Annotated in this window: 18 protein-coding genes and 3 tRNA genes; 6 read left to right on the top strand and 15 right to left on the bottom strand. The window is 60.8% G+C overall.

What is annotated here, in order from left to right; genetic code table 11:
- Positions 1-25: 25 nt before the first annotated feature.
- Together WA302_RS18465 and WA302_RS18460 are read right to left on the bottom strand one after the other, a co-directional pair.
- A complete protein-coding gene (locus WA302_RS18465) occupies positions 26-943 on the bottom strand; it encodes a transcriptional regulator GcvA (RefSeq protein ID WP_025304049.1) in 918 nt (305 codons plus the stop codon).
- Positions 944-1,328: 385 nt separating this feature from the next.
- Positions 1,329-1,553, bottom strand: a complete 225-nt coding sequence (locus WA302_RS18460; protein WP_025304050.1) for a YgdI/YgdR family lipoprotein — start codon at positions 1,551-1,553, stop codon at positions 1,329-1,331.
- A gap of 196 nt (positions 1,554-1,749) precedes the next feature.
- Here WA302_RS18460 and csdA point away from each other — a divergent pair, with 196 nt between their 5' ends.
- Both csdA and csdE read left to right on the top strand, forming a co-directional pair.
- Complete coding sequence (csdA, locus tag WA302_RS18455; protein ID WP_141998858.1) at positions 1,750-2,955, top strand: cysteine desulfurase CsdA; 1,206 nt, start codon at positions 1,750-1,752, stop codon at positions 2,953-2,955.
- A gap of 19 nt (positions 2,956-2,974) precedes the next feature.
- On the top strand, positions 2,975-3,409 hold the full coding sequence (gene csdE, locus WA302_RS18450; RefSeq protein ID WP_049206161.1) for a cysteine desulfurase sulfur acceptor subunit CsdE: 435 nt from the start codon (positions 2,975-2,977) through the stop codon (positions 3,407-3,409).
- On the opposite strand, the gene tcdA is transcribed toward csdE, so the two are convergent.
- Positions 3,400-4,206 carry a tRNA cyclic N6-threonylcarbamoyladenosine(37) synthase TcdA gene (gene tcdA, locus WA302_RS18445; RefSeq protein ID WP_025304053.1) on the bottom strand — a complete coding sequence of 269 codons (807 nt, stop codon included), beginning with the start codon at positions 4,204-4,206 and terminating at the stop codon, positions 3,400-3,402. The genes csdE and tcdA overlap by 10 nt on opposite strands.
- Before the next feature lie 84 nt (positions 4,207-4,290).
- Positions 4,291-5,427 (bottom strand): murein transglycosylase A, encoded by a 1,137-nt coding sequence (gene mltA, locus WA302_RS18440; RefSeq protein WP_025304054.1) that lies wholly within the window; start codon positions 5,425-5,427, stop codon positions 4,291-4,293.
- 216 nt (positions 5,428-5,643) lie between these two features.
- Between mltA and WA302_RS18435 the strand changes: the two genes are divergently transcribed.
- From WA302_RS18435 to WA302_RS18425, 3 genes are all read left to right on the top strand, one after another.
- Positions 5,644-5,720 (top strand) — tRNA-Met (locus WA302_RS18435).
- A gap of 57 nt (positions 5,721-5,777) precedes the next feature.
- Positions 5,778-5,854 (top strand) — tRNA-Met (locus tag WA302_RS18430).
- A gap of 65 nt (positions 5,855-5,919) precedes the next feature.
- A tRNA-Met gene (locus WA302_RS18425) sits at positions 5,920-5,996 on the top strand.
- Positions 5,997-6,086: 90 nt separating this feature from the next.
- Here the strand turns inward: WA302_RS18425 and amiC are convergent.
- Positions 6,087-7,340, bottom strand: coding sequence for an N-acetylmuramoyl-L-alanine amidase AmiC (amiC, locus tag WA302_RS18420; protein WP_004931882.1), 1,254 nt, complete (start codon positions 7,338-7,340; stop codon positions 6,087-6,089).
- Positions 7,341-7,581: 241 nt separating this feature from the next.
- Between amiC and argA the strand changes: the two genes are divergently transcribed.
- Positions 7,582-8,907, top strand: coding sequence for an amino-acid N-acetyltransferase (argA, locus tag WA302_RS18415; protein WP_025304056.1), 1,326 nt, complete (start codon positions 7,582-7,584; stop codon positions 8,905-8,907).
- 38 nt (positions 8,908-8,945) lie between these two features.
- On the opposite strand, the gene recD is transcribed toward argA, so the two are convergent.
- The 10 genes from recD to lgt form a co-directional block, all read right to left on the bottom strand.
- The gene (gene recD, locus WA302_RS18410; RefSeq protein ID WP_043139870.1) at positions 8,946-10,796 is read right to left on the bottom strand and encodes an exodeoxyribonuclease V subunit alpha; all 1,851 of its coding nucleotides are present in this window, start codon (positions 10,794-10,796) and stop codon (positions 8,946-8,948) included.
- Positions 10,793-14,338, bottom strand: a complete 3,546-nt coding sequence (recB, locus tag WA302_RS18405; protein ID WP_261456830.1) for an exodeoxyribonuclease V subunit beta — start codon at positions 14,336-14,338, stop codon at positions 10,793-10,795. Before recB ends, recD begins: the two co-directional genes overlap by 4 nt.
- Entirely contained in the window at positions 14,335-17,223 is a 2,889-nt protein-coding gene (ptrA, locus tag WA302_RS18400) for a pitrilysin (protein WP_049206156.1), read from the bottom strand. Before ptrA ends, recB begins: the two co-directional genes overlap by 4 nt.
- A 232-nt stretch (positions 17,224-17,455) precedes the next feature.
- On the bottom strand, positions 17,456-20,827 hold the full coding sequence (gene recC / locus WA302_RS18395; protein WP_261456829.1) for an exodeoxyribonuclease V subunit gamma: 3,372 nt from the start codon (positions 20,825-20,827) through the stop codon (positions 17,456-17,458).
- A 32-nt stretch (positions 20,828-20,859) separates the two neighbouring features.
- Positions 20,860-21,213 (bottom strand): prepilin-type N-terminal cleavage/methylation domain-containing protein, encoded by a 354-nt coding sequence (locus WA302_RS18390; RefSeq protein ID WP_060435075.1) that lies wholly within the window; start codon positions 21,211-21,213, stop codon positions 20,860-20,862.
- Positions 21,206-21,652 carry a YgdB family protein gene (locus WA302_RS18385; RefSeq protein WP_043139853.1) on the bottom strand — a complete coding sequence of 149 codons (447 nt, stop codon included), beginning with the start codon at positions 21,650-21,652 and terminating at the stop codon, positions 21,206-21,208. The genes WA302_RS18390 and WA302_RS18385 overlap by 8 nt, the downstream gene beginning before the upstream one ends.
- Positions 21,649-22,227 carry a prepilin peptidase-dependent protein gene (locus WA302_RS18380; protein ID WP_147823283.1) on the bottom strand — a complete coding sequence of 193 codons (579 nt, stop codon included), beginning with the start codon at positions 22,225-22,227 and terminating at the stop codon, positions 21,649-21,651. The genes WA302_RS18385 and WA302_RS18380 overlap by 4 nt, the downstream gene beginning before the upstream one ends.
- Entirely contained in the window at positions 22,221-22,724 is a 504-nt protein-coding gene (locus WA302_RS18375) for a prepilin peptidase-dependent protein (protein WP_147823282.1), read from the bottom strand. Before WA302_RS18375 ends, WA302_RS18380 begins: the two co-directional genes overlap by 7 nt.
- 174 nt (positions 22,725-22,898) lie before the next feature.
- A complete protein-coding gene (gene thyA / locus WA302_RS18370) occupies positions 22,899-23,693 on the bottom strand; it encodes a thymidylate synthase (RefSeq protein ID WP_025304065.1) in 795 nt (264 codons plus the stop codon).
- A gap of 7 nt (positions 23,694-23,700) precedes the next feature.
- Positions 23,701-24,573, bottom strand: coding sequence for a prolipoprotein diacylglyceryl transferase (gene lgt, locus WA302_RS18365; RefSeq protein WP_261456828.1), 873 nt, complete (start codon positions 24,571-24,573; stop codon positions 23,701-23,703).
- Positions 24,574-24,585: the final 12 nt, after the last annotated feature.

Here is a 24,585-nt window from a genome sequence, read left to right as displayed (position 1 = left end):
GGCCGCGGCAAGGCGGCGGCCGGCCTTATTGTTCGTAGCGGAAGCGGAACTTCTCTTGTTCGCTGGCGGCACGCGCCAGGATCCACTGCCGGAAGGCGGCTATTTTACCCAGTTCTGCCTGGCTGTCATGACATACCAGATAAAAAGCGTTTTTACTGACCAGCACATCGTTGAACGGGCACACCAGGCGACCGGCTTCAATCTCGGTTTGCGCCATCACGTTGTTCACCAGCGCCACGCCCTGACCGTGCACCGCCGCCTGCACCACCATGGCGCTGTGGCTGAAGATCGGCCCCTGCTGCACGTTGATGTGCTGCAACCCCAGCTGGCGCGTATAGGCCAGCCAGTCGCGGCGTGAAACGTCATGCAGCAACGTATGATAAGCCAGATCCTCTGCGGTTTTCAGCGGATGATCGCCGGTCAGCAGGCTCGGCGAACACACCGGCAGCAAATATTCCGCATACAGGCGCTCGGCGCGCAGTCCCGGCCAGTTGCCGCGGCCGTAGAAAATCGCCACGTCGACGTCGTCCGCCAGCTTGTCCTCTTCGCGGTCCACCGCCTGGATGCGCACGTCGATGCCCGGATAAGCTGAGTTAAAGCCGGACAGCCGTGGCACCAGCCACTGAATGGCGAAGCTCGGCGGCAGACTGACGGTCAATGCCCCCTTGGCGCTACGCGCCTGCAGCTTGCGCGTCGCCTCGTTGATCGAAGAGAAAATCTCCTTGATATCGAGGTAGTAACTTTGGCCCTCTTCGGTCAGCAGCAGCGAGCGATTGCGCCGGCGAAACAGCTTCAGTCCGAGAAAGTCCTCCAGCGACTTGATCTGGTGGCTCACCGCGGCCTGGGTCACGAACAACTCTTCCGCCGCCTTGGTGAAACTCAGGTGGCGAGCGGCCGCATCGAACACGCGCAGCGCATTGAGGGGAGGTAAGCGTTTAGACATTAAATTAGCTACTTTTGTGTAACATTAATCCGAATGATTCGGCGCCGAAAATCGGGCGGCTTTGTGTGGCAAGCCATCGGTAAACGCTAACGGCGTATTGCCATTAGTTTTTTTAATCCGAGCCATTATAATTTGTCCGTTGAGGATGCGCCAGCAAATACCTATAGTGGCGGCACTTCCCGGGCCGGAACGAAAAGGGAGTGGGTGTCGAGGACGCCGATGAACTTTTGGCTTGTGGTTGTGATGTTGTGTTTGCAAATTGTCCGGCGATTCCGGACATGGTAGCTAGGCTACTGTTTTTTCACTTCCTGTACATTTACCCTGTCTGTCCATAGTGATTTTATGCAGCACCGCAAAACTTGCGGTGCTTTTTTTTGCCTGACGGTTACTGGTTGCTTTCAACCATCTCTTTCACATCGGCGCGGTTGATCTGCTGCTCGACGCCGTTAGCGTCTTTATAGCTGATCATGCCGGTATCGTTGTCCACTTTTGGCTTGCCGTCAGCGACAATGGTGCGTCCGTCATTGGTATGCATCACGTAGTTGCTGGAACAGGCGGCCAGGGTGAACGTCAGCATCAGGGCAGAGAGAACTGCGGCTGTTTTCTTCATTGAGGACTCCTTTTTAGTTTTAAATGCTGATAAATACCTTTTATGTGTATAGATGCGATTAATAAGCGCACATTTAATAGCATAACAAACTTTTCCAATTTTGCCAGGCGATAAGTCCTAATAGGCAGGATCGCTTGTCTCCGGCGGCAAAATAGGACAGGATCACCCATCGACTCAAGCCAGTGACAATCAGGGTATGACGCCTTTTAACCCCAGCCTTTTTCGCCAACAGTTTCCCGCGCTCGCGCAGGATGGTATCTATCTGGACAGCGCCGCCACCGCGTTGAAACCGCAGGCGGTCATCGACGCCACGCAGCAATTTTATCGCGATGACGCCGCCACCGTGCACCGCAGCCAGCATCGGGCGGCGCAGGATCTGACTGCCCGCTTCGAGCAGGCACGCGGCCAGGTGGCGAAATTGATCAATGCGCCGTCGGCCGACGACATCGTCTGGACGCGCGGCACCACCGAGGCGATCAACCTGGTGGCGCAGAGCTACCTGCGCCCGCGTCTGCTGCCGGGCGATGAAATCCTGGTGAGCGAAGCGGAACACCACGCTAACCTGATCCCCTGGCTGATGGTGGCGGAACAAACCGGCGCGCGGGTGGTGAAACTGCCCATCGGCGCCGATCGGTTGCCGGATTTGACGCAGCTGCCCGCCCTGCTCAACGACAAAACCCGCCTTTTGGCGTTGGGGCAAATGTCCAACGTCACCGGCGGCTGCCCGGATCTGGCACCGGCAATCGCCATGGCGCATGCCGCCGGCGCGCACGTGATGATTGACGGCGCTCAGGGCGTGGTTCACGGCCCGGCCGACGTACAGCGGCTCGATATCGATTTCTACGCCTTCTCCGGCCACAAGCTGTATGGCCCGACCGGCATCGGCGCGCTGTACGGCAAAGCCGAGCTGCTGGCGCAGATGGCCCCCTGGCAAGGCGGCGGCAAGATGCTGACCCAGGCGTCGTTCGACGGTTTTACCCCACAAAAGCCGCCGCACTGTTTCGAAGCCGGCACGCCAAACATCGCCGGCGTGCTGGGGTTGGCCGCCGCACTCACCTGGCTCAGCGAACAGGACATGGCGGCGGCGGAGCGCTACAGCCGCGAGCTGGCGGATCAGGCCGAACAGCGGTTGGCGCAGCTGCCGGGCTTTCGCAGCTTCCGCAGCTCCGGCTCCAGCCTGCTGGCGTTCGATGTCGCCGGCATACACCACAGCGACATCGTCACGCTGCTGGCGGAGCAAGGCATTGCGCTGCGCGCCGGCCAGCACTGCGCGCAGCCGCTGATGGCGGCATTAGGCGTCAGCGGCACGCTGCGCGCGTCGTTCGCCCCCTACAATACACAACAGGATGTCGATACGCTGGTCAGCGCGTTGACTCACGCCCTCGATCTGCTGGCCGACTGACGTGATTTCCGGAGACACTATGCTCGCCCCCCATCCTTTTGGCCGAGAGATCACCGCCGAAGCCTTGATTGCCACCTTCAGCGCGCTGAAACAGTGGGAAGACCGCTACCGCCAGCTGATCATGCTCGCAAAACGGCTACCGCCGCTGCCGGAGGCCTTGCGCAGTGAAGAAATGGCGTTGAGCGGGTGTGAAAACCGTGTCTGGTTAGGGCACCAATTGCTGGAAGACGGCACGCTGCACTTCTATGGCGACAGCGAGGGCCGCATCGTGCGCGGCCTGCTGGCGGTGCTGCTGACCGAAGTGGAAGGAAAAACGCCGCAGCAGATCGCCGCATTGGATCCGCTGGCGCTGTTCGACCGTCTGGCATTGCGCGCGCAGCTGAGCGCCACCCGCGCCAGCGGCCTGGCGGCCTTGGGCTCCGCCGTCAAGGCGATCGCCGCCCGTTACGCCTGACGCGCCGCCTTCGCCACCATCTTTTTCAGCGCGTGCGATACGGCGACGAAACCGAAGGTGGCGGTAACCATGGTCGCCGCACCGAACCCCGCGCTGCAATCCATTCTTTTTGGCCCTTCCGCCGTGCTGCGCGAAGCGCACACCGAACCGTCCGGCTGCGGGTAAACCAGCGGTTCGCTGGAGAAGACGCAGTCGATGCCCAGCTTACCCTTACCGTTTTTCACCACGTTGAAATCGTGCTTCAACCGCTCGCGCAGCTTGGCGGCCAGCGGATCCTGGATGGTTTTGGCCAGATCGGCCACTTCGATTTTGGTCGGATCGACCTGACCGCCGGCGCCGCCGGTGGTCACCACCGGGATCTTGAAGCGGCGGCAGTATGACAGCAACGCCGCCTTCGGCCGCACGCTGTCGATCGCGTCGATGACGTAGCTGAAGTTATGGTCCAGCAGCTCGGCGACGTTGTCCGGGGTGATGAAATCGTCGATGCAGGTCACCCGGCATTCCGGGTTGATCGCCAGGATACGCTCCGCCATCACCTCGGTTTTCGATTGCCCGACATGCTGGCGCAACGCGTGGATCTGGCGGTTGGTATTGGTAACGCAGACATCATCCATGTCGATCAGGGTGATGGCGCCGATGCCGGTGCGCGCCAGCGCCTCAGCCGCCCAGGAACCCACGCCGCCGATACCGATCACGCAGACGTGCGCCTGCGCGAACACCGCCAGCGCCTGCTGGCCGTACAATCGCGCCGTGCCGCCGAAACGCTGCAGATAGGCTTCCGAATAAGCTGTGCTCATAACGCTTTAATTACCTTCGTAATGCAAATGATAAGGGCCGGAAAATCCGGCCCTTGCGGGTCAATCTTTTCACGTCGTATGCGTTTACCGAGTGGCCAGCAACGAACCGCCGCCGTTTGACTGATTGGCGCTGAACAACTGACCGCCACCGTTGTTCTTCAGCACCCAGACGCGGCCATAGTGGTTGTAGTATCCCGCCGAGTGGCCGGCATCCGGCCCGATGCCCTGATACATGTCAAAATGCTGGCCCTTGATGGCCCCGCCCACGTCGAGTGCGACCATCAGACGCATCTCGTATTTTCCCGTGAATTTACCCTTGTTGTCCAGCAGCGGCACTTCGGCCAGCAGCGTAGTGCCCGCCGGGATCAGCGAACGGTCGGAGGCCACCGAGGCTTTGGCGATCAGCGGCACCGCACTGGCGCCCTTCACCGGCGCAAAAGCTTCCGGACGGAAGAACACGAACGACGGGTTCTGCTCCAGCAGCTCACGCACCTCTGCGGCGCTGTGGGTATCCGCCCACTGACGGATCGCCTGCATCGACATGTCCGCCTTGGCCACTTCACCGCGATCGATCAGCACCTTGCCGATGCTGCGATAGGCGTGGCCGTTCTTGCCGCCGTAGCCGAAGAACACCAGCGGCTGGCCGTTGCCGTAGTCGACATAGCCACTGCCCTGGACTTCCATCATGAAGTTGTCCATCAGCGAGTTGGTGTAAGCGATGATATAGCGATCGTCAAGCGCGCCGGAATAGATGCCCGCGCGATCCGGCAAGCGGCCTCTGCCCTTCGGCGGCATGCGGTACAGCGGATAGCGGAACTCGCCCTGTTGGGTATAGCGCGCCTGCACCACCGGCGTATAGTAGCCGGTAAACTGCACGTTGCCGTAATTGTCGACACCTTCCATCTGGTAAGCGCTGAGGCCGTACTGGCTCAGCATGCGCGTGTCGGCGCCGGACGCCATCCAGCTTTGCACCGCCTGATAGGTGCTGTTGTTGCGGTTAAACAGCGAAGGCGACGCGTACTTGATCTCCATCAGCTGATCCGAATAATCCTTGGCGTTGACCGGCGAACCTTTGGCGTTGGGCTGATTGACCAGCTCCAGCGATTGATCCAGACGGCCGTCTTTATATTGCTGACCCCGATCGGTCGGCTTGGACGAACAGCCCGCCAACACCGCCACCAACAACCCGCCCAGCAGGTATTTGCCCCAACGTCCTTTCATCGCGCACACTCTCAAACTGATATGATCTACCGGCTGAACGATAACAAACGCTCATTGATAAAGGAATCGCTGCAAATAAAAAAAGCCGCACGGAGGATGGTGATGAAAAAGAAGGCAAATTGCGGGCAAATCCAGCAGAAAAACGGGTTTAGGCCAATAAAATGCAAAAAGGGTTTGCAACAAAACGCACGGAGAGTATAGTGCGCATCCATCGGACGCGGGGTGGAGCAGCCTGGTAGCTCGTCGGGCTCATAACCCGAAGGTCGTCGGTTCAAATCCGGCCCCCGCAACCAACCGATGCCGCATTGGCGGTATTTGCGTTTGGCTTCGATAACAAAGTATTATACGGACGCGGGGTGGAGCAGCCTGGTAGCTCGTCGGGCTCATAACCCGAAGGTCGTCGGTTCAAATCCGGCCCCCGCAACCAACCGAATGTCGTACCAGCGGCATAACATGAACGGTGGTTTCGTAGTAATACAGCATCAAGACGGACGCGGGGTGGAGCAGCCTGGTAGCTCGTCGGGCTCATAACCCGAAGGTCGTCGGTTCAAATCCGGCCTCCGCAACCAACTCTTGATGACAACAGATAAGCACCCTTCCGGGTGTTTTTTTGTATCTGCAATCCGCAAAAATAGCCGGACTCGCGCCCGGCCCTGCTTTTATCGGCTCGCCAGCGCGCCGCCGTTGGCGAAATAAGCCTTGATCCCCGCCAGAATCGACTCCGCCACCTGCTGCTGGAAATGGCTGGTGCGCAGCTTGCGCTCCTCTTCGATGTTGCTGATAAATGCCGTCTCTACCAGGATCGACGGGATATCCGGCGCCTTCAACACCGCAAAACCGGCCTGATCGACGCGATTCTTGTGCAACCGGTTGATTTTCCCCATCCGATTCAACACTTCCTTGCCGAACTTCAGGCTGTCGTTGATGGTCGCGGTCTGGATCAGATCGAACATGGTATGGTCGAGATAGCGGTCGCCGCTCTTGCTGACGCCGCCGATTTGGTCCGACGCGTTCTGCGTCTGCGCCAGGAACTTGGCCGCCGAGCTGGTGGCGCCCTTGGTGGACAACGCGAACACCGATGAACCGCGCGCGGCGCGGCTGGTAAAGGCGTCAGCGTGAATCGAAACGAACAGATCGGCGCGCTGCTTGCGCGCCTTGGCGACACGCACCTTGAGCGGGATAAACACATCTTCGTTGCGCGTCATGAACACTTTCATGTTCGGCTCGCGCTTGATCATGGCGCTTAGCTTGCGGGCAATCTGCAGCACGATATCTTTCTCGCGCGTCTTGTACTTGCCAATAGCGCCGGGATCTTCGCCGCCGTGGCCAGGATCCAGCATGATGACGATCGGCCGATCGCGCCCCGCCTTGCCGGCCTGCGGCGCTTCCGGCGGCAGCGTGCGCTCCAGATCGCCCTTGTTGTAATCTTCCAGTAACGCCAGTAGCGGATCATACTCCTCACCGCCGCTGCCGCCCTTGGTCGGGTAGAGATCCATCACCAGACGGTTGCGATACTCCGGTACCGGCGCCAGCGTGAAAATATGCGGGCTGACGCTCTGCTTGAGCTCAAGCACCAGCCGCACGGTATTCTGATCAAACTGGCCGACGCGCGCCTGCTTGAGATACGGATCGTCGGCGCGCACCTGCCCGGCAATACCTTTCAGCACGCTGTTGAGGTGGACGCCTTCGATATCCACCACCACGCGATCGGGATTGGTCAGGGCAAACTGCTTGTATTTCAGCTCGACGTTGGATTCCAGCGTGACGCGGGTATAAGTGGAGGATGGCCAGACGCGCACGGCAATCACGTGCGACGACGCGGCGAAGCCCGTGCGACTCACACTCAGCAACCAGCTGGCGGCAACGCCCTGTAATAAACGACGGCGGCCCAGATTGTGATTAGCGTTTGGCATGCGGCTCCGGCAGTAATAGCTGTTTACAACAGATTAAAAAAACACCAATAAAATGGGGGTGCCGAAAAACTTTAACCAATCATGCCAGCCCTGTCATCAGAAAATCTTTTTATGGTTTTTCAATTTATTAACGATTTAGCGCCCTTAGCTCGCTCTTCATGACGATTTCCCACTTGCCATTAGCGCCATAAAAGAATAAAAATACAAAAATATCGTATAAATATTCACAAGAGGTTTGCCCGTGAAGGAACGTAGTACAGAGCTGGTGCAAGGATTCCGTCACTCAGTCCCTTATATCAATGCCCACCGTGGCAAGACGTTTGTCATCATGCTCGGCGGGGAAGCCATCGAACACGAGAATTTCTCCAACATCGTCAACGATATCGGGCTGTTGCATAGTCTGGGCATCCGCCTGGTAGTGGTTTACGGCGCACGGCCGCAGATCGACGCCAACCTGGCGCAGCATAACTCTGAGCCGATCTACCACAAGCACACGCGCGTAACCGACGCCCATACGCTCGAACTGGTCAAGCAGGCCGCCGGTTTGTTGCAGCTGGACATCACCGCCCGCCTGTCGATGAGCCTCAACAACACGCCGCTGCAGGGCGCGCACATTAACGTGGTCAGCGGCAATTTCATCATCGCTCAGCCGCTGGGTATTGATGACGGCATCGACTATTGCCACAGCGGCCGCATTCGCCGCATCGATGAAGAAGCGATCCATCGCCAACTCGACAGCAACGCCATCGTGCTGATCGGTCCGGTCGCGGTCTCAGTCACCGGCGAGAGTTTCAACCTGACTTCGGAAGAAGTGGCCACCCAGTTGGCGATCAAACTGAAAGCGGAAAAAATGATCGGTTTCTGCTCCTCACAGGGCGTGACCGATGCAGAAGGCAATATCCTTTCCGAACTGTTCCCCAACGACGCGCAAAAGCGCCTTGAAGAACTGGAGGAAGGCGGCGATTACCATTCCGGCACCGTGCGCTTCCTGCGCGGCGCGGTGAAAGGCTGCCGCAGCGGCGTGCGCCGCAGCCACTTGATCAGCTATCAGGAGGATGGCGCGCTGGTGCAAGAGCTGTTCTCGCGCGACGGCATCGGCACCCAAATCGTGATGGAAAGCGCCGAGCAGGTGCGCCGGGCGACGATCAACGACATCGGCGGCATCCTGGAACTGATCCGACCGCTCGAACAACAGGGTATTCTGGTGCGCCGTTCACGTGAACAGCTGGAGATGGAGATCGACAAGTTCACCATTATCGAACGCGACAACCTGACCATCGCCTGTGCGGCACTGTACCCGTTCCTGGAGGAAAAAATCGGTGAGATGGCCTGTGTCGCGGTACATCCCGATTACCGCAGTTCTTCGCGCGGCGAGATGCTGCTGCAGCGGGTGGAAAATCAGGCGCGGCAGATGGGGCTGAAGAAGCTGTTCGTGCTGACCACCCGTAGCATCCACTGGTTCCAGGAACGTGGCTTTACCCCGGCGGAGGTCGACGTGCTGCCGATGCAGAAACAGGCGTTGTACAACTACCAGCGCCGCTCCAAAATTCTGCTGGCGGATCTGTAATCACAGTGGGCGCGGCCGTTGCCGCGCCCGTTCATCGCTTATTCCGTTGCCTGCAACCGTTCAGCCAATCCGCTGCGGCGCTGGGTCGGCGTGCGAATAGCCCGCAGCAGTACCGTCTCCGTAGCGTACAGTGAGAGCTGCTTACGCGCACGAGTGATCGCGGTATAGACCAGCTCACGCGTCAGCACTGGCAGGAAATGGTTCGGCAACACCAGAACCGTATGGTCAAACTCCGATCCCTGTGATTTGTGCACCGTCATGGCATAAGCGGTTTCATGCGCCGGCAAACGGCTTGGCTGTACCGACTTGATGCTGCCGTCGGGCAGTTGGAAATGCACGCGCAGATCGCCGTGCTCATCCGGCAATGTAATGCCGATATCCCCATTGAACAGCCCCAGTGCGCTGTCGTTGCGGCCGATCATCACCGGCCGCCCCCGGTACCAGCGGCCAAGCACGCCCGGTTTGCGGTCGATCAGGCCCGCACGCTGCAGCCCGAGCTCAATGCGCTCGTTCAGGCCGGCGACGCCGAACGGCCCTTCACGCAGCGCACACAGCACCTGGAAACGGCCAAAAGCCGCCAGCACCGTCGCCGCGTCCGCCCCTTCGGCCGTCAGCCGCAGATAGTCGCGGTAGCCCGCCACGCAGGCATCCAACAGCGCCTGATACTCTTCGCTCGTCGCCAGCGCATAGCCCGCGACATCGCCGAAACTGCCGTTTAGTGCCGCCAGTGCGCGATCCCCCGCGCCGGCGTTGACCGCCAACGCCAGTTGGCCGATGCCGGAACGTGCATCGAAGCGATAGCTCTTGCGCAGCAGACACAGGCTATCGCGCACCGCCGCTTCCGCGTCGGCCTGCCGCCCTTCGATCGAACAGCCGGTCAGGCGGCTCAGCTCTGCGGCACGCGCATCGCTGTATCCCTGCTCGGCAAAACGGCAAATATCCCCCAGCACCGCGCCGGCCTCTACCGAAGCCAGCTGATCGCGGTCGCCAAGGAAAATCACCCGCGCCCGATCGGGCAGCGCGGCAATCAGGCGCGCCATCATCGGCAGATCGACCATCGAAGCCTCATCCACCACCAGCACATCCAAATGCAGCCGGTTGCCACGGTGATAGCGCATGCGCTGACTGTTCGGTTGCGCCCCCAACAGACGGTGCAACGTCGCCGCCTCCGTCGGGAACAACGCCTGCTGCGCCGGGGTCAACGCCAACTGACGGCTGGCGCTGCCAAGCGACTCCGTCAGGCGCGCCGCCGCCTTGCCGGTCGGCGCCGCCAGCTGAATTCGCAAGCGCGCGCTTTCATCCAGCTGCACCAGCGCCGCCAGCAGCTTGGCGACGGTGGTGGTTTTACCGGTGCCCGGCCCGCCGGAAATCACCGCGATACGCCGCGTAGCCGCCACCGCGGCGGCGATCTTCTGCCAGTCGGGTTCGTCACTCGCCGTGCCGAACAAGCGGTCGAGAATGGCGCGCAACGCCTCCTCCGGCACCGCCAGCGATTCACCTTCGCCGCCGATAAACGCCGCCACTTCACCTTCGTTTTGCCACATGCGCTGCAGGTATAAACGCGGCCCGCGCAGTACCAGCGGCGTTGCGCCGCTGCCATCCCCGACCGCCGCACTGGCCGCCAAACGCTGCTGCCAACGCGCGCTATCCGGTCGCCCGACCGCCTCCCACACCGCCAACGCCAGCGCCGGTTGGCGCCCTTCAAACAGCGTGTCCGCCTGCAGTTGCTCCAGCATCAGGCAGACATGACCGGCCCCCGCCTCTGCGCTCAGGCAGGCGGCGGCCAGCAAAATATCAGGCTCGTCTTCGTTCGCCACCACGCGGGCGAACTGCACGTCTAGCGGGCGCAGCGCGCCAAGCGCCACCGCCTGCTCCAGCAGTGCGATCATGATCCTTCCTCCGCCGCCTCGCCACTGAACAAGCGATCCATCCCCTCCACCAACTCAAACTCGGGGAGACAGGTGAAAATGCCATTGCCCGGGTGCGCCGCATCCACGCCGCGCAGGAACAGATAAATCACCCCGCCAAAATGGCGTCGGTAATCATAATCCGGCAACCGATGGCGCAGATAACGATGCAACGCCAGCGTGTACAGCTGGTATTGCAGATCGTAACGATGTTCCGCCATCGCCTGCTCCATCGCCGGCCGGGTATAGGCGCTGCTGTCCTCTCCTAGCCAGTTGGACTTGTAGTCCAGCAGGTAGTATTTGCCCTGCCAGCAGAACACCAGGTCGATAAAGCCTTTCAGCATGCCCTGCACCTGGTGAAAATCCAGCGCCGGACAGCGGGCGGAAAGCGGATCGTAACGCTTCACCAGGGAATCGAGCTCCTTCGCCTGCAACAGCCGATTAATCGGTAAATAGAACTGCAGCTCTGCCTGCTTATGCTGCGGCGTCAGCGCCGCCAGCGTCACGCCGCTGTCGTCGAGCGACGTATTGAGCAGCACCTGCATCCACGCCAGCAGAATCGGTTGCCAGTGTTCGGCGAACCCTTGCTGCTGTAGCTGTTCCAGCAGCCACTGTTCGTCGAGCGGCTGGGTGAAGTCCAGCGTTTCAAACAGGCTGTGCAGGAAGGTGCCGGGCGTTGCGCCGCGCGGGAAGGTATGCGGTGTAAGCGCTGGCTCACTTTCTTCCCCGCGCTCACCGGCCGCGTCGACATCCAGACGCGGCAGCAGATCCTGCATCAGGCTCGCGCCGTGCTGTTGCAAACCGGTATAGCTGGTCACCCGCCAAAAATCCTGGATCCGCCGGGTAAAGCTTTTCGCCTCCAACGCCTCGGTTAGCGAAGCCTGGGGGTGCCAGGGTTCTTCATCCGGCGGTTCAACCAGCGACAGCGCGATACCGCCGCCCGCTAATTGCTGCAGCCGCTCCTGCAGATACACGGCGTCACCGGCTTGCCCGCCCTGCACCAGATAACCCAATGCGCTGCGGTGCAGATCGGTATCGCCCTGTTTCTTGCGCGTGCCCTGGAACAACGGTGCGATGCCGATGCTGCAGTGGTACACCGAGCGGGTCAGCGCCACATACAGCAGACGCAGGTCTTCCGCTAATCGCTCCTCCTCCGCCCAGGCCTGGCTCTCTTCATTGGCGTCGAGATCCAGCAACGCCTGGAAACTGTGGCGATCGTGATACAGCGCCTGTTGCTGCTGGCGGAAGTTGCCGACGAACGGCAGCCACACCAGATCGAACTCCAACCCCTTAGACTTGTGAATCGTGATCACCTGCACCAGATGCCGGTCGCTCTCCAGCCGCAGCTGCTGATTATCGGACTGACGATTAGGCTGGGCGATCTGCTGCGCCAGCCAGCGCACCAGCGCATGCTCGCTGTCGAGCTGCGCCGCCGCCTCTTGCAACAGCTCCCCCAGATGCAGCACGTCGGTCAAGCGACGCTCGCCGCCGGCGCTGGCCAGCAGGTTCTCCGCCAGCTGGCGCGCTTTCATCACCTCGCTCAGCATCGGCAACACGCCGCGGCGCAGCCAGAGCGTGCGGTAACTGTCGAATTCATTAACCAGCGAGTCCCAGGCGCGCTCATCGCGGCTCAGGCCGTCCAACGTCGGCGCGTCCAGCCCCATCAGCCCGGTGGCCATGGCGCTGCGCAGCGTGCGCTCTTGCTCCGGCGCCAACACCGCCTGCAACAACCACAGCAGGTCTTTGGCCTCCGGGGTGTCGAACACGCTATCGCGGTTGGACAGATACACCGACGGAATAGAAAGCGCACTCAGCGCATCGCGCACCAACGCCGCCTCATTGCGGCTGCGCACCAGCACCGTGATATCGGAGGCTTGTACCGGCCTTGGCATCTTGCCGCCCTGCAGCCACGCCTGCCCCTGCTGCCCGGCGCTGAGCCAGTCGCGAATTTGCGTGGCGCACAGGCGCGCCATCAGCTGTTGGTAATCACTTACACCGGCGCCTTCCCCCTGCTGCAGCCAGAACTGCATCGCCGGTTGCGGCTTGCCGTGCAGGTCAAACGCCAGCCCTTGGTTCTTTTCCGCCGCGCTGACCTCGATAAAGGGGATTTGGCCGAACAGGAAAGGCTTTTCTACCTGAGAAAACAGGTGATTAACGCTGGCGACCATCGACGGCGACGAGCGCCAGTTGGTCTCCAGCGTATAGTGGGCGCTCACCTCTGAGCGCGCCCGCATGTAGGTAAAGATGTCGGCACCGCGAAAGGCGTAAATCGCCTGCTTGGGATCGCCGATCAGCAGCAGGCCGCAATCGGGCCGGCCGACGTAAAGTCTTTGGAAAATGCGGTATTGCTGCGGATCGGTATCCTGGAATTCATCGATCATCGCCACCGGGTAACGCTGGCGGATCGCCTGTGCCAGCTGTTCGCCACCACCGCTTTGCAAGGCGCCGTCCAGCCGGCTGAGCAGGTCGTCAAACCCCAGCTCGGCGCGCTGGCGCTTTTCTTGCTGAATGGAAGTGCGGATCTCGCTGAGCGCGCGCGCCATGATCAGGTCGCGCAGCGTCAAGGGTTCATCAAACAGCTCGTCGATCGCCGTGAACAGCGCATGCCGCGGCGGCTCGCCTTTCTTGGTCTTCTCCAGCAGCACCGACTGGCGAAATTTATCCAGTTCCTTCGGCAGCTGGTAGTCCTGAGTCTCCTGCCCGCTCCATTCGCCGACCTTGTTCAGCCAGTTCGGCAGGTGTTTGCTGCTGTAGCTGCGCTTATCGACACCGGACTGGGCGATTAACGCCTCCAGATCGCCCGCCGCCGCCCGCCATTGCGCCTTGATGGCGTCGATGCGCGCGACGATCTGCTCGTGGCGCATCAGGACGGTTTCTTCGTCCTTCGGCGGCCGACGCAGCGCCGGCGCTTCACCGTGCAGATAACCGGAAAGGTCGGCCAGCAACGCTTCCGGGCCGCTCCACTCCTGGCTGACCGCACGCGCCACGCCCAGTGGCAACGGATAGCAGTGGCGACGCCAGAAATCGGCGCAGGCCTGCCGCCGCAGCGGCAGTTCATCCTGCACCAGCGTTTGTTCAAACAGCATGCCGGACTCAAAGGCGTTGTGCGTCAACATTCGTTGGCAAAAGCCGTGGATGGTGTAAATCGCCGCTTCGTCCATCTGCCGCTCCGCCGCCAGCAGCTGCGAGGCGGCGTCGGTCAAATCGTCAATTTCTTCCATCAGCGCCGAAAACAGCGGGTTGGCGCTGATACCGCGCACGCAGGCGATGCGCAGCCCGTGGATATTGTCGCGGATGCGCCCGCGCAGCTCCTCGGTGGCGGCCTCGGTAAAGGTCACCACCAGGATTTCTTCGACCGTCAGCGGCCGGGGAAACGCTGCTTCACCGCCCAACCCCAGCAGCAAACGCAGGTACAGCGCGCCGATGGTAAAGGTTTTGCCGGTGCCCGCTGACGCCTCGATCAGGCGTTCGCCGAACAACGGTAACGTCAGCGGCTCCAGCCTTTGCGGGGCAACTTCCGTCATGGCGTCGCCACTTTGCGCGGCAGGATCTGCTGCAATGCAGACGCGTTCGGATAGGTAACCCAATCCTTAGGCGCCGCGTAATCCGCCTTGTCTTGCCCGCTGCCGCTCACCTGCGACAGCACCGCCAGCCCCTGCGGTTGGATCACCGCCTGGTGGAAATAATCCGCCAGCTTGGCCGGCGTCAGCTGTTGCACCTGCGCAATCAGCTTCTGACGGGTATCGAAGGCGAAATTGCCGCGATCGAAATCGTTGGCGAACCGGCTGGCTTCTTCGCTGAGGGTTTGCGGCCGCTGCTTCAGCTCATTAATGAGCGCCTGTTTGTACTGCTCAAAATCGGCCTCGCTCATGTCGCGCAAGCGCTTCTCGGTTTTCGGGTAGAAATCCTGATAGCGCTGGTACAGGTAGGCCGGCTGCTTGCTGTTGCTCTGCAGCAGGAAGCCCACGCCCCACTGGCGGCCCACCGACATCGGGAAGGCGAAGACCGCATACCCCAATTGCTCCTGAGTGCGCAGCTGGCTGTAGAACCACGGCTGAATGATCTGCCCCAGCAGCGAGCTGTAGGCCATGCCGGTCACTTCGTCGTAGCCGGTCGGCACATAGACCGCCGCCAGCGCCGAGTCGGTGCTGCTGCCCACCTGTTGCAGGTTGGCTAGCTGATTCTTGTCCACCACCACGTCTTCGCCGTGCCACCATTCGATGCCGGTACAGCCCAGACGATGTTTCAACGTCGACGCCAACGTGTCGACCTGCTGCTTGCTCATGTTGCCCACCACCAACAGCTCCGGCGTGGCCTCGGCCAGCAGGCTGTCGCGATAGGCCAGCACGTCTTTCAGCGTCAGCGTCTTCAGCACTTCGCGGCGCTCACTGCGTTCGGAATACGGCACGCGGGAAACCATCTGCACCGGCTGAATGGCCAGCTCAAACGCTTTGCCCTTCTCGGCGGCGTCCAACTGCTCCAGGTACCAGGATTTGGCCTGCGCCAGCTGATCTTCCGTCGGCGTGAAGCTGGAATAGCCCTCGATCAGCGCCGTCAACAACTGCGGCAAACGCTGGGTAAAGCCGTTGGCGTTAAACATCAGGCCGTTGTTCGGCGACGTCGAGAAACTCAACCCGCCGACCGACGCCTGATAGCTCAGTTGATCCAGCGCGAGGCCGGCCAGATAATCCGTCAGCGAGAACAGCACCTGGTTGCGCGCGGAATCCATGGTCTTGGCGTTGCGGAAAGCGACGGTGACGTCGGCCTTCGGCTCGTCGGCGAAATAACGGCTCGGCATATACAGCACGCGCAGGCCGGGTTTATCCACCACCATTTCCGGCTTTTTGAACTCGTGCGACGGTTTGGTCAGGGTGAAATCATCCGGAATGTACGGGTTGAGCGCCGGCAACGACAGAGAAATGCCGCTGCCCAGCTGCTGCCACTGCGTAAAGCGCTGTGGCGTGATTTTGTCGACCTGGTAAGGCGCGTTGACGAAATAGGCCGTCTTGTTGTGCGGCTCATCGGGGCTGACGAACCAGATGCGCGCATTTTGCGGCGTCATGGCATCCAGACGTTCAGCGATCGCCTTGGGATCATAACGATCGGCCAGGTAGGGTGCGTCCAGCGCATGCTCAACCGGCACACGCAGCATGGTGTCCACCAGCCATTCGATGTAGTCCATGTCGCGCGTGATCGACGGATAACGGAAGTCCAGATTCAGAACGTGCGAGATTTCGTCGAAATAACTCTGCTTGATGCCTTCGCTGCGCAGCATTTTCAGGTAGTTGAAAATGGCGGCGACGACCTCGTCGCGTTTGGCCAGACCTTTGTCGGTCAGTGAAACGCTGATGGCGAAGACGCCGCCGTTGCGATCGACCATCGGATCCGCGCCGGCATTGATGGCGTCCGCCAGCCCCTGCTTCTGCAACCAGTCAGACAGGGTGTTTTTGCTGCGGTTGCCGATCAGGTAGCTGATGTAGGTATCGGTTTTGCTGCGAAACGCGGCGCTGTTGTTATCGATGCGGAACTCGACCTTCAGCTGCTTGCGCGGCTGCGCCGGCACATAGTGAATGATGATACCCTGCTGTTCCGGCGTCACGGCCGGCACGGTGATCGGCGGCACGCTGGCGTCGTGATTCGGCACGCGGCCAAAGGTTTTCGCCGCAATATCCGCCAACTGCGGCAGCGGCTGATTACCGTACAAAACGCCCATCATCAGGTTGGCGGAGTAGTAGCGTTTATAGAAGCCGGTCAGTTCATCATGCAACTTGCTGTCCGGCTTGTCTTTCAGCGTATCGAGATTGCCGCCGGAGAAGCGCGCGCTCGGGTGCGCCGGGTTAAGGGTTTCCGCGCCGACCTGCGCCATGCGCATGCCGTCGCGCGAGCGCGCCATCGTCAATTCGGCGTTCACCGCGTTGCGCTCACGATCGGCATTGCCCGGATCCAGCAGCGGCTCGGCAATGGCGTCGGCCATGCGATCGACCGCCGGCTCCAGCGCGTCATTCTCCACTTCCAGATAGAAGGCGGTGCGATAAGAGGCCGTGCTGGCGTTATGGCTGCCGCCGTGCTTTTTCAGGAATTCGGACAGGTTTTCCGGCTCTGGATAGCGTTTGGAGCCCATCAGCACCATATGTTCCAGATAGTGCGCCAAGCCCAGTTGGCTGTTCGGATCTTCGAGCGACCCGACCGGCAATGCCAGCGCCGCCAGCGATTTCGGCGCCTGGGCATCGGACACCAGCAACACCGTCATGCCGTTAGCCAACTTGATCGCCTCGTACTGACGCGGATCGTGTTCGCTCTTGTTGATCTTCTCCGCCAGCGGTTGCCATCCTTGCGCGGCCCAACTCAACGGTGCCCAACACATAGCCAATAATACCAGCCCGGCGATACGGGCCAACTGTCTGCGCATATCCAAAATAAACCCCTATTCTGACGTCGCTACGCCCACTCCCTGACGTTGGCGACGTGCATCAAAACCACATAACCAAATCGGTACTCGCCGGGTTCTTCGCCAATGTGGCGGTCCGAAACACGGCGGGTATATGCCTGTACGTTATGTCAGACCGGGAATTACCCCAATGGTTGAATATAACCTTCGTTATTTTTACCACCTCCCGCTGCACAGCACCACCGAGGGATTGTTACCCCAGGTTATGCCGCGCCACCGGCAGCAGATAACGCTCTGTTTCGGCCAGAATTTGCGCCAAGTATTCATTATCCAATTGGCGGAATACTCGCTGCACGTAGGGATCTTCCCCTTCTCCGGGAATGCGCTGATCGCCCTGCCAAGCCTGCAGCAATTTGGCGCGGGCCTTAATTTGCGCGTCTTCCTCCCAGTCGATTTGCTGCGTTTCCGGCAGATAGCACTGGCTCAGCCACGCCCAGCCGCTCTTGTTCAGCAACAGCAGCGGCTCACACAGACCGCGTTGATAGCCCGCCAGCAGTTCCGCCAACTGCGCCTGCGCCTCTTCTGGCGCCAGCGCGGCAAAGCGCCAGGCGGAGTTCTTGCGGCCATACATGCGGCTCTCGCCGGTGCCGCCGGCACAGCAATACACCAGGTGCTCCAGCCACAACAATATGCCGTCCACCGCCGACAGCGTAGCGGGCCGCCAGCGCAACAGGCCGTCATCCTGCACCTGGTGCAGCCAGCCACTGAGGCGCACGCCGGCGATATCGATATCCAGCTCCAGGCTATGGCTCTGCGCCCGTTCCGCACGCACCTGCTCGGCCAGTTCGCTCATTTCTTCCTGCTGCTTTTGCCAATAAATTTCGCCGAAGGCGCCATAGGGCAACCCACCGGCGGCGCGCACCCGCTGGAATAGCCGCTCGGGATCGTCGCCGTCGATAAGCGTATTCAGCAGTTGACTGTTGAACTGGTAACGGCTGAGGTTATCCAGCGTGAAGGGTTCTTCGTCCGGCAACTCGGTCTCTTCCAGGATAAAACTGACGCCCAAGCGCAGCTGGAAGAAGGCACGAATCGGATGGCGATAAAACCGCAGCAGCTCATCCAACGCTATTTGCTGCAGCGCTTCGGCGGGCAGCGGCTGGTTGAACGCCGGATGCGCCGCACCGCGACCATCGGCGGCGGGCAGCCACTCGGCGGCATAGCTTTGCGCCTCCGAGCCCGGCAAGAAATTCTCGGCGGCGAACGGCATGCGCGCATGCCACTTCAGCAAGTGCTCGCCCACTCGGCGGGCGCTGTCGTCTGCACTAAGTTCCTCGTCTCCCGGCAGACAATAGCTTTGCTCCAGGTACTCCAGCAGCTCGGTGACCAGCACCGAAGGATAGCGCGGGCTGTTGTCCTGAATGGAACGGCCGATGAAGCTGATATACAGCCGCTGCTGAGCGGACAAAATCGCTTCCAGGAACAGATAGCGGTCGTCATCCCGCCGGCTACGGTCGCCACGTTTGACCTGCTGCGCCATCAGATCGAACCCCAGCGGCGGCAGCGTGCGCGGATACACGCCGTCGTTCATGCCCAGCAGGCACACCACCTTGAACGGAATGGAACGCATCGGCATCAGCGTACAGAAGTTGATTTGCCCGGCGAGGAAGCGCTGACTGATGCGTTCCTGATCGAGGCGCGCCGCCAGATCGTCACGCAGAATGGTCAACGGCACCTCGTCGGGATAGCGCGCCGCCAGGCCAAAATTGATGGCCTGCTGCCACTGCTGTTCGATCAGCGCCAGCACGACTTCAGTGTCACTGTCCGCGGCGAAGAAGGCATCCAGCAGTTGCCGGCACAACGGCAGCCACGCCTCGAGCGGGCGCGCTTCGCTCAAGACTTGCCGCCAGTGGCTGAGCTGCGCCAGCAGGTCTGCCAACTGCCCCGCCAACTCGGCGGCCAACCCGCTCGATTCGTCGTAAGGTAAAATGCCCTGCCAATCGCCGGCATTGCTGTCCATCGCGTAGCCGAGCAGCATGCGCGTAATGCCGAAGCGCCAGGTATGCTGGCCAGTGGCGGGCAGATCCAGTTCGCGCACGTTATCGTCGTCCAGGCCCCAGCGAACGCCGGATTCACCAACCCAGTGACGCAGCAGGCGCAGCCCCTCTTCGCCGATGGCGAAACGGGTAGCCAGGGCAGGCACCTCCAGCAGCGCCAGCACCTGTTCCGAGGTAAAGCGGCTTTGCGGCAAATCGAGCAGTGAAATGAACGCCTGCAGCGCCGGATGCGCCTGCCGCGCTTTACGGTCAGAAATGGCGAACGGCAGGTAGCGCTCGGCGGGCGCGTTGCCGAACACTGCCTGAATATAAGGCGTGTAGCTGTCGATATCCGCTACCATCACGATGATGTCGCGCGGTGTCAACGACGGATCCTGCGCCAGCATGGTCAGCAGTTGATCGTGCAGCACCTCCACTTCCCGCTGTGGGCTGTGGCAGGTGTGCAGGCTGAGGGAGCGGTCATTCTCATCAAGCGGGCGTTTGCTGACGCTGCTTTCCAGCGTTTCCGCGGTAATACCGATCACCGCATGATCTTCCAACTCCAGCATGTCGCGCTGAACGGCGTGCAGCATGGTATCCGCCGGGATATCGACAAAGGCGTCGACCTCTTGCGCCCCTTCCATCTGCGACAGCAGATAGAGATGATCGCGCCCCAGCTTGCCCCAGGAGGCCAACAGCGGGTTGCTGAGCTGCTGCTGGCCTTCGGCGTCAAACAGGCGCGCCGCGTCATCCGGCTCGCGGAACAGCCCCTGCTCACGAGCCTGGTGGTAGTGACGGCGTTTACGGCTCTGCAAGCGGGCCAGGAAAGCGTAATCCTGAATGTCGCCCCAGTAATAACGACAGGGGTTGGTGAACATCAGGTGGATATCGATATGCCGCCCCAGCGCCTGCAGCGCCTCCAAATAGACCGGCGGCAACGCCGAGATGCCGCAGATAAACACCCGCGGCGGCAAACCGGGTGGGCACGTTTTTGCCTGCTCCAGCGCGTGGATAAAGCGGCTGTACAGATTGGCGCGGTGCCATTCCGGCTGCCCCAGTTCGCGTGTGTACTCTACCAGCCGCGCCCAGAGCGGCGCCTGCCATTGCTGAGCCTCCGCCAGACCGTCGATGCGCTCACCGCGCTGCCAACTCTCCAGCCACTGCGGGCGATAAACCAAATATTGGTCGAACAGGTCGGCGACCCGGCCGGCCAGCTGATGAATTTTGCGCTTGTCGCCGTCATCGGTCAGATAGTGCTGTAGCGGCGCAAACGCCGGTTGGGTCAGCATCTCTGGCAGCAACCACATCAGCTTCCAGGTCATGGCGTCCTTGCTGAAGGCGCTCTCTTTCGGGATATCCGGCAGCACCCGGGTGAACATGTCCCAAATAAAGGTCGCCGGCAGCGGAAACGCGACATTGGCGGCGATGCCGAACTGTTCCGCCAGCTGCATCTGCAGCCATTGCGCCATCCCGGGGCTCTGCACCAGCACCACTTCCTGTTGAAAAGGATCGGCCAACGGATCTCTGGCTATCAGCGCGCTGGTCAGCGTCTTCAATAAATCCAGCTGATTGGAATGATAAACCGTGAACATGAACGCTCCTTTAAAACAAAAAACATACCGGCTCAAAAACGGGTGCAATACCAACGGCTCAGCGTTGCCCACTGCCGCTGCGGCGTTTGAACCCTGACCGTCAATCGACGGCAATCACTCTCCGCATCGTCAAGCGCCGCCTCACGTCGCCAGCCTTCCGGCGGTGGTTCGGCATCGAGCCGCCCGGTGACGGCGAACGTTTCCAACTGCTGGTGCGCCAGCGCCCAGGCTTGCCGGTAGTGCCACTGGCGCTGAAACGACTGCAACAGCACCTGATGATACTGTAACAAGCCAAGCAGCGACACCGAGAACAGCAAGGCTGCCACCAATACCTCCGGTAGGCTGAAGCCGTTGCGGGATAGCCGCCCTGCGCGAGCGTTAGCCATCGCAGTCAGCCAGCCTTTTCTCGGGGCAAAAATCCAGCCGCCCCCCTGGCTGCGCTTGCACCTTGCCAGCAGCCTCTGCATCGTCAAACACGCCCCATTGATACAGCCAAAGCGGCTCCCCCCCGTGCATCTCACCAAGGCCGCGTACCGTCACCACCCCCGCTCTGGTAGACAGCCGGGCGCAGGCCGTCAATTCCACGCGCTGCCTGCATAGCCAGGCCGCTGCACTCAGCTCGGCGCGCGGCCAGCGCTGGCTCATCCCCCAACTCAGCGCCGAAGCGGCCTGATTGTAAGCCTGAAGGTAACGCTGCTGATCGGCGGCCAGTAACAGCGCGTTATCCAATTGCCGATGCTGAGCATTGAGCAACATCAGCCCCAGCGCCAGCAGCAACATCACCGCCGCCAGGGTGCTACCGCCTCGCTGGGTGCGCCGCTTCATGGCAGCGCCGCCATTTCGACGCTCCCGCTCAGACTGCGCCTGATACGCGTATCGCTGGCGGAGCGCCCCGTCAGCGTCAGACGAGCCAACGCTGCGCCGTGATCGCCCCGCTCTATCGCCACATGAAACCGCTCAATGCGCACTTCGTCATGATCGAGTAGCCGCTCCCAGCCGCCGCCGTCGCATTGGCTTACGCCGCGCTGCCCTTCCAAGCCGCCATTGCGCAGCCGATAACCGAAATAGCCTACATCCTCGCCCGAGGTGAGCCATTGCCCGCTGCGGGTGATGTCGTAAGCGACGATAACGCAGCTGCCCGCCGCTTCTCCCGATGCCTGGCCGATCAGCAACGGACGGCCTGCGCACTGCCCGGCGCAAAAACCGGCGCGGCGCAGATCTTTCTCAATGCCGAACGCCAGCTGTCGCAGCGTTGACTCCAGCCGAAAGTGCTGACCAACGGCCACGTTCTGCTGGCGTAACAGCGGGTAAGTTTTTGCCGCGCCAAGCGCGATCACGCTGCCGAACACCAGCGCCAACATGACCTCCGGCAGAGTAAAACCGCGTTCGACAGTCAGCATGGCGCGATCCCCCTTATCCGGAGCCCTTCGCTGCATAAACGCAGCCGCCCTCGGGCAGACAGCACTAGCCGCAGGCCGCCTGCCTCATTGCTGAGCTGGATATGCCCCGCCTGCGCAGTATTGCGCAAACCGTAAAACCCGATTTCTTTGTCGGTATAACCGCTCAGCGCAACGTCACGATAAAACGGCAAAAAAACGGAGCCTTCGGCTGAACCGCAATCCGGCGGCGGCACGCCACCGCCCAGACACCAGGGCGTGCCGTTCTTGAACCACAGCAGCGCCGGGCGGTTACGCCAGTTGGCGTCCGCCTGCAGTCGCAGCAAAAACGCCAGCAGCTGTTGGGCCGTGTGTTCCAGCCGCAGCGCTTGCTGATGATAGCGCCATTGCCCGACGCCCCAGCCGGTGAGCATGCCGGCGATCAGGAGCGCCGCCAACAGCTCAATCAGCGTCATACCACGCTGGCGGTCATCGATGTTCGATAGCGTATTTTCGTTCATGCGGCCAGTGTAAGGGCCGTAACAAAGCGGTAAAGCCGCATGCGCAAGCCTTGCGGCAAGCTGCGCAATGTTTTCCCTATAGTGACAAATGGCGACAATAAAATGCGGCGCGGCGCGCAATGCGGATAAAAAAAGGGGCGCAATCGCTGCGCCCCTGGTGTGATGCGGTTAAGGTCAGATCGCGACCGGCGCCTTGATGGCCGGATGCGGATCGTAACCTTCGATCTCGAAGTCTTCGAAACGGTAATCGAACAGCGAAGCCGGCTTGCGTTTGATCACCAGTTTCGGCAACGGACGTGGTTCACGCGTCAGCTGCAGCCGCGTCTGTTCCATGTGGTTGCTGTACAGGTGGGTATCACCACCGGTCCAGACGAAATCACCCACTTCCAGATCGCACTGCTGCGCCATCATGTGCACCAACAGCGCATAGCTGGCGATGTTGAACGGCAGGCCCAGGAACACGTCGCAGGAACGCTGGTACAGCTGGCAAGAGAGCTTGCCGTCCGCCACGTAGAACTGGAAGAACGCGTGGCACGGCGCCAGCGCCATCTGGTCCAGCTCACCGACGTTCCAGGCGGAAACGATGATGCGGCGCGAATCCGGATCCTGCTTCAGCTGTTGGAGCACATTGCTCAGCTGATCGATCTGACGACCATCCGCCGCCCCCCAGGCGCGCCACTGCTTGCCGTACACCGGGCCGAGATCGCCGTTTTCATCGGCCCACTCGTCCCAAATGGTGACCTTGTTGTCACGCAGGTAGGCGGTGTTGGTATCGCCGTTCAGGAACCACAACAGCTCATGAATGATCGAACGCAGGTGACATTTTTTCGTGGTCACCAACGGAAAGCCATCCTGCAAATTGAAACGCATCTGGTGGCCGAAAATCGACAACGTGCCAGTGCCGGTACGGTCGGCTTTAGGAGTGCCCTCGGCGAGCACCTTGTTCATCAAATCCAGATACTGTTTCATTTGTCCCTCACGACAGTTGTTGCTGCGGGCGACGACGGTACGCCCAAATCATCATAATAATACCGGCCACCACCATCGGGATGGACAGGATCTGCCCCATGCTGATCACGCCGTCGAACAGGCCAAGCTGGGCATCCGGCTGGCGGAACGCTTCGACGATAATGCGGAATGCGCCATAACCGCTCAGGAACAGGCCCGATACGGCACCCATCGGCCGCGGCTTGCGGATGAACAGGTTCAGAATGATAAACAGCACCACGCCTTCCAGCAGCAGTTCATACAGCTGGGACGGGTGACGCGGCAGCACGCCGTACTGGTTCAGCAGCGGCAGCAGAGAAGGATCGGCGGCGGCGAGGGCCACGTCTTCGCTGCGCGAGCTTGGGAAAAGCATCGCCCAAGGGGTGTCGGTAGTCACGCGGCCCCACAGTTCACCGTTGATGAAGTTGCCGAGGCGGCCGGCGCCCAAACCGAACGGGATCAATGGCGCGATAAAATCGGAAACCTGGAAGAAGGTGCGTTTGGTACGACGAGCGAACCAGAACATCACCAGAATCACCCCCATCAAACCGCCGTGGAACGACATGCCGCCATCCCAGACCTTGAACAGATAGAGCGGGTTATCCAGGAACAACGGCAGGTTGTAGAACAGCACATAGCCCACGCGGCCGCCGACGAATACGCCCAGGAAACCGGCATAGAGCAGGTTTTCCACTTCGTCTTTGGTCCAGCCGCTGCCCGGCTTGTTGGCGCGGCGCACCGCCAGCCACATGGCAAAAACGAAGCCGACCAGATACATCAGGCCGTACCAATGCAAAGAAACCGGGCCAATGGAGAAAATGACCGGATCAAATTTAGGAAACGCCAGATAGCTATTGCTCATCTATCACCACAA

It is taken from the genome of Serratia sp. 201, assembly GCF_037027545.1.
Taxonomy (GTDB): domain Bacteria; phylum Pseudomonadota; class Gammaproteobacteria; order Enterobacterales; family Enterobacteriaceae; genus Serratia; species Serratia bockelmannii.
This window is presented reverse-complemented; position numbering and strand designations above follow the sequence as displayed.

Coding starts and splice junctions, on each gene's coding strand:
- WA302_RS18465 (WP_025304049.1), bottom strand. CDS start 943: ATGTCTAAACGCTTACCTCCCCTCAATGCGCTGCGCGTGTTCGATGCG.
- WA302_RS18460 (WP_025304050.1), bottom strand. CDS start 1,553: ATGAAGAAAACAGCCGCAGTTCTCTCTGCCCTGATGCTGACGTTCACC.
- csdA (WP_141998858.1), top strand. CDS start 1,750: ATGACGCCTTTTAACCCCAGCCTTTTTCGCCAACAGTTTCCCGCGCTC.
- csdE (WP_049206161.1), top strand. CDS start 2,975: ATGCTCGCCCCCCATCCTTTTGGCCGAGAGATCACCGCCGAAGCCTTG.
- tcdA (WP_025304053.1), bottom strand. CDS start 4,206: ATGAGCACAGCTTATTCGGAAGCCTATCTGCAGCGTTTCGGCGGCACG.
- mltA (WP_025304054.1), bottom strand. CDS start 5,427: ATGAAAGGACGTTGGGGCAAATACCTGCTGGGCGGGTTGTTGGTGGCG.
- amiC (WP_004931882.1), bottom strand. CDS start 7,340: ATGCCAAACGCTAATCACAATCTGGGCCGCCGTCGTTTATTACAGGGC.
- recD (WP_043139870.1), bottom strand. CDS start 10,796: ATGATCGCACTGCTGGAGCAGGCGGTGGCGCTTGGCGCGCTGCGCCCG.
- recB (WP_261456830.1), bottom strand. CDS start 14,338: ATGACGGAAGTTGCCCCGCAAAGGCTGGAGCCGCTGACGTTACCGTTG.
- ptrA (WP_049206156.1), bottom strand. CDS start 17,223: ATGCGCAGACAGTTGGCCCGTATCGCCGGGCTGGTATTATTGGCTATG.
- recC (WP_261456829.1), bottom strand. CDS start 20,827: ATGTTCACGGTTTATCATTCCAATCAGCTGGATTTATTGAAGACGCTG.
- WA302_RS18390 (WP_060435075.1), bottom strand. CDS start 21,213: ATGGCTAACGCTCGCGCAGGGCGGCTATCCCGCAACGGCTTCAGCCTA.
- WA302_RS18385 (WP_043139853.1), bottom strand. CDS start 21,652: ATGAAGCGGCGCACCCAGCGAGGCGGTAGCACCCTGGCGGCGGTGATG.
- WA302_RS18380 (WP_147823283.1), bottom strand. CDS start 22,227: ATGCTGACTGTCGAACGCGGTTTTACTCTGCCGGAGGTCATGTTGGCG.
- WA302_RS18375 (WP_147823282.1), bottom strand. CDS start 22,724: ATGAACGAAAATACGCTATCGAACATCGATGACCGCCAGCGTGGTATG.
- thyA (WP_025304065.1), bottom strand. CDS start 23,693: ATGAAACAGTATCTGGATTTGATGAACAAGGTGCTCGCCGAGGGCACT.
- lgt (WP_261456828.1), bottom strand. CDS start 24,573: ATGAGCAATAGCTATCTGGCGTTTCCTAAATTTGATCCGGTCATTTTC.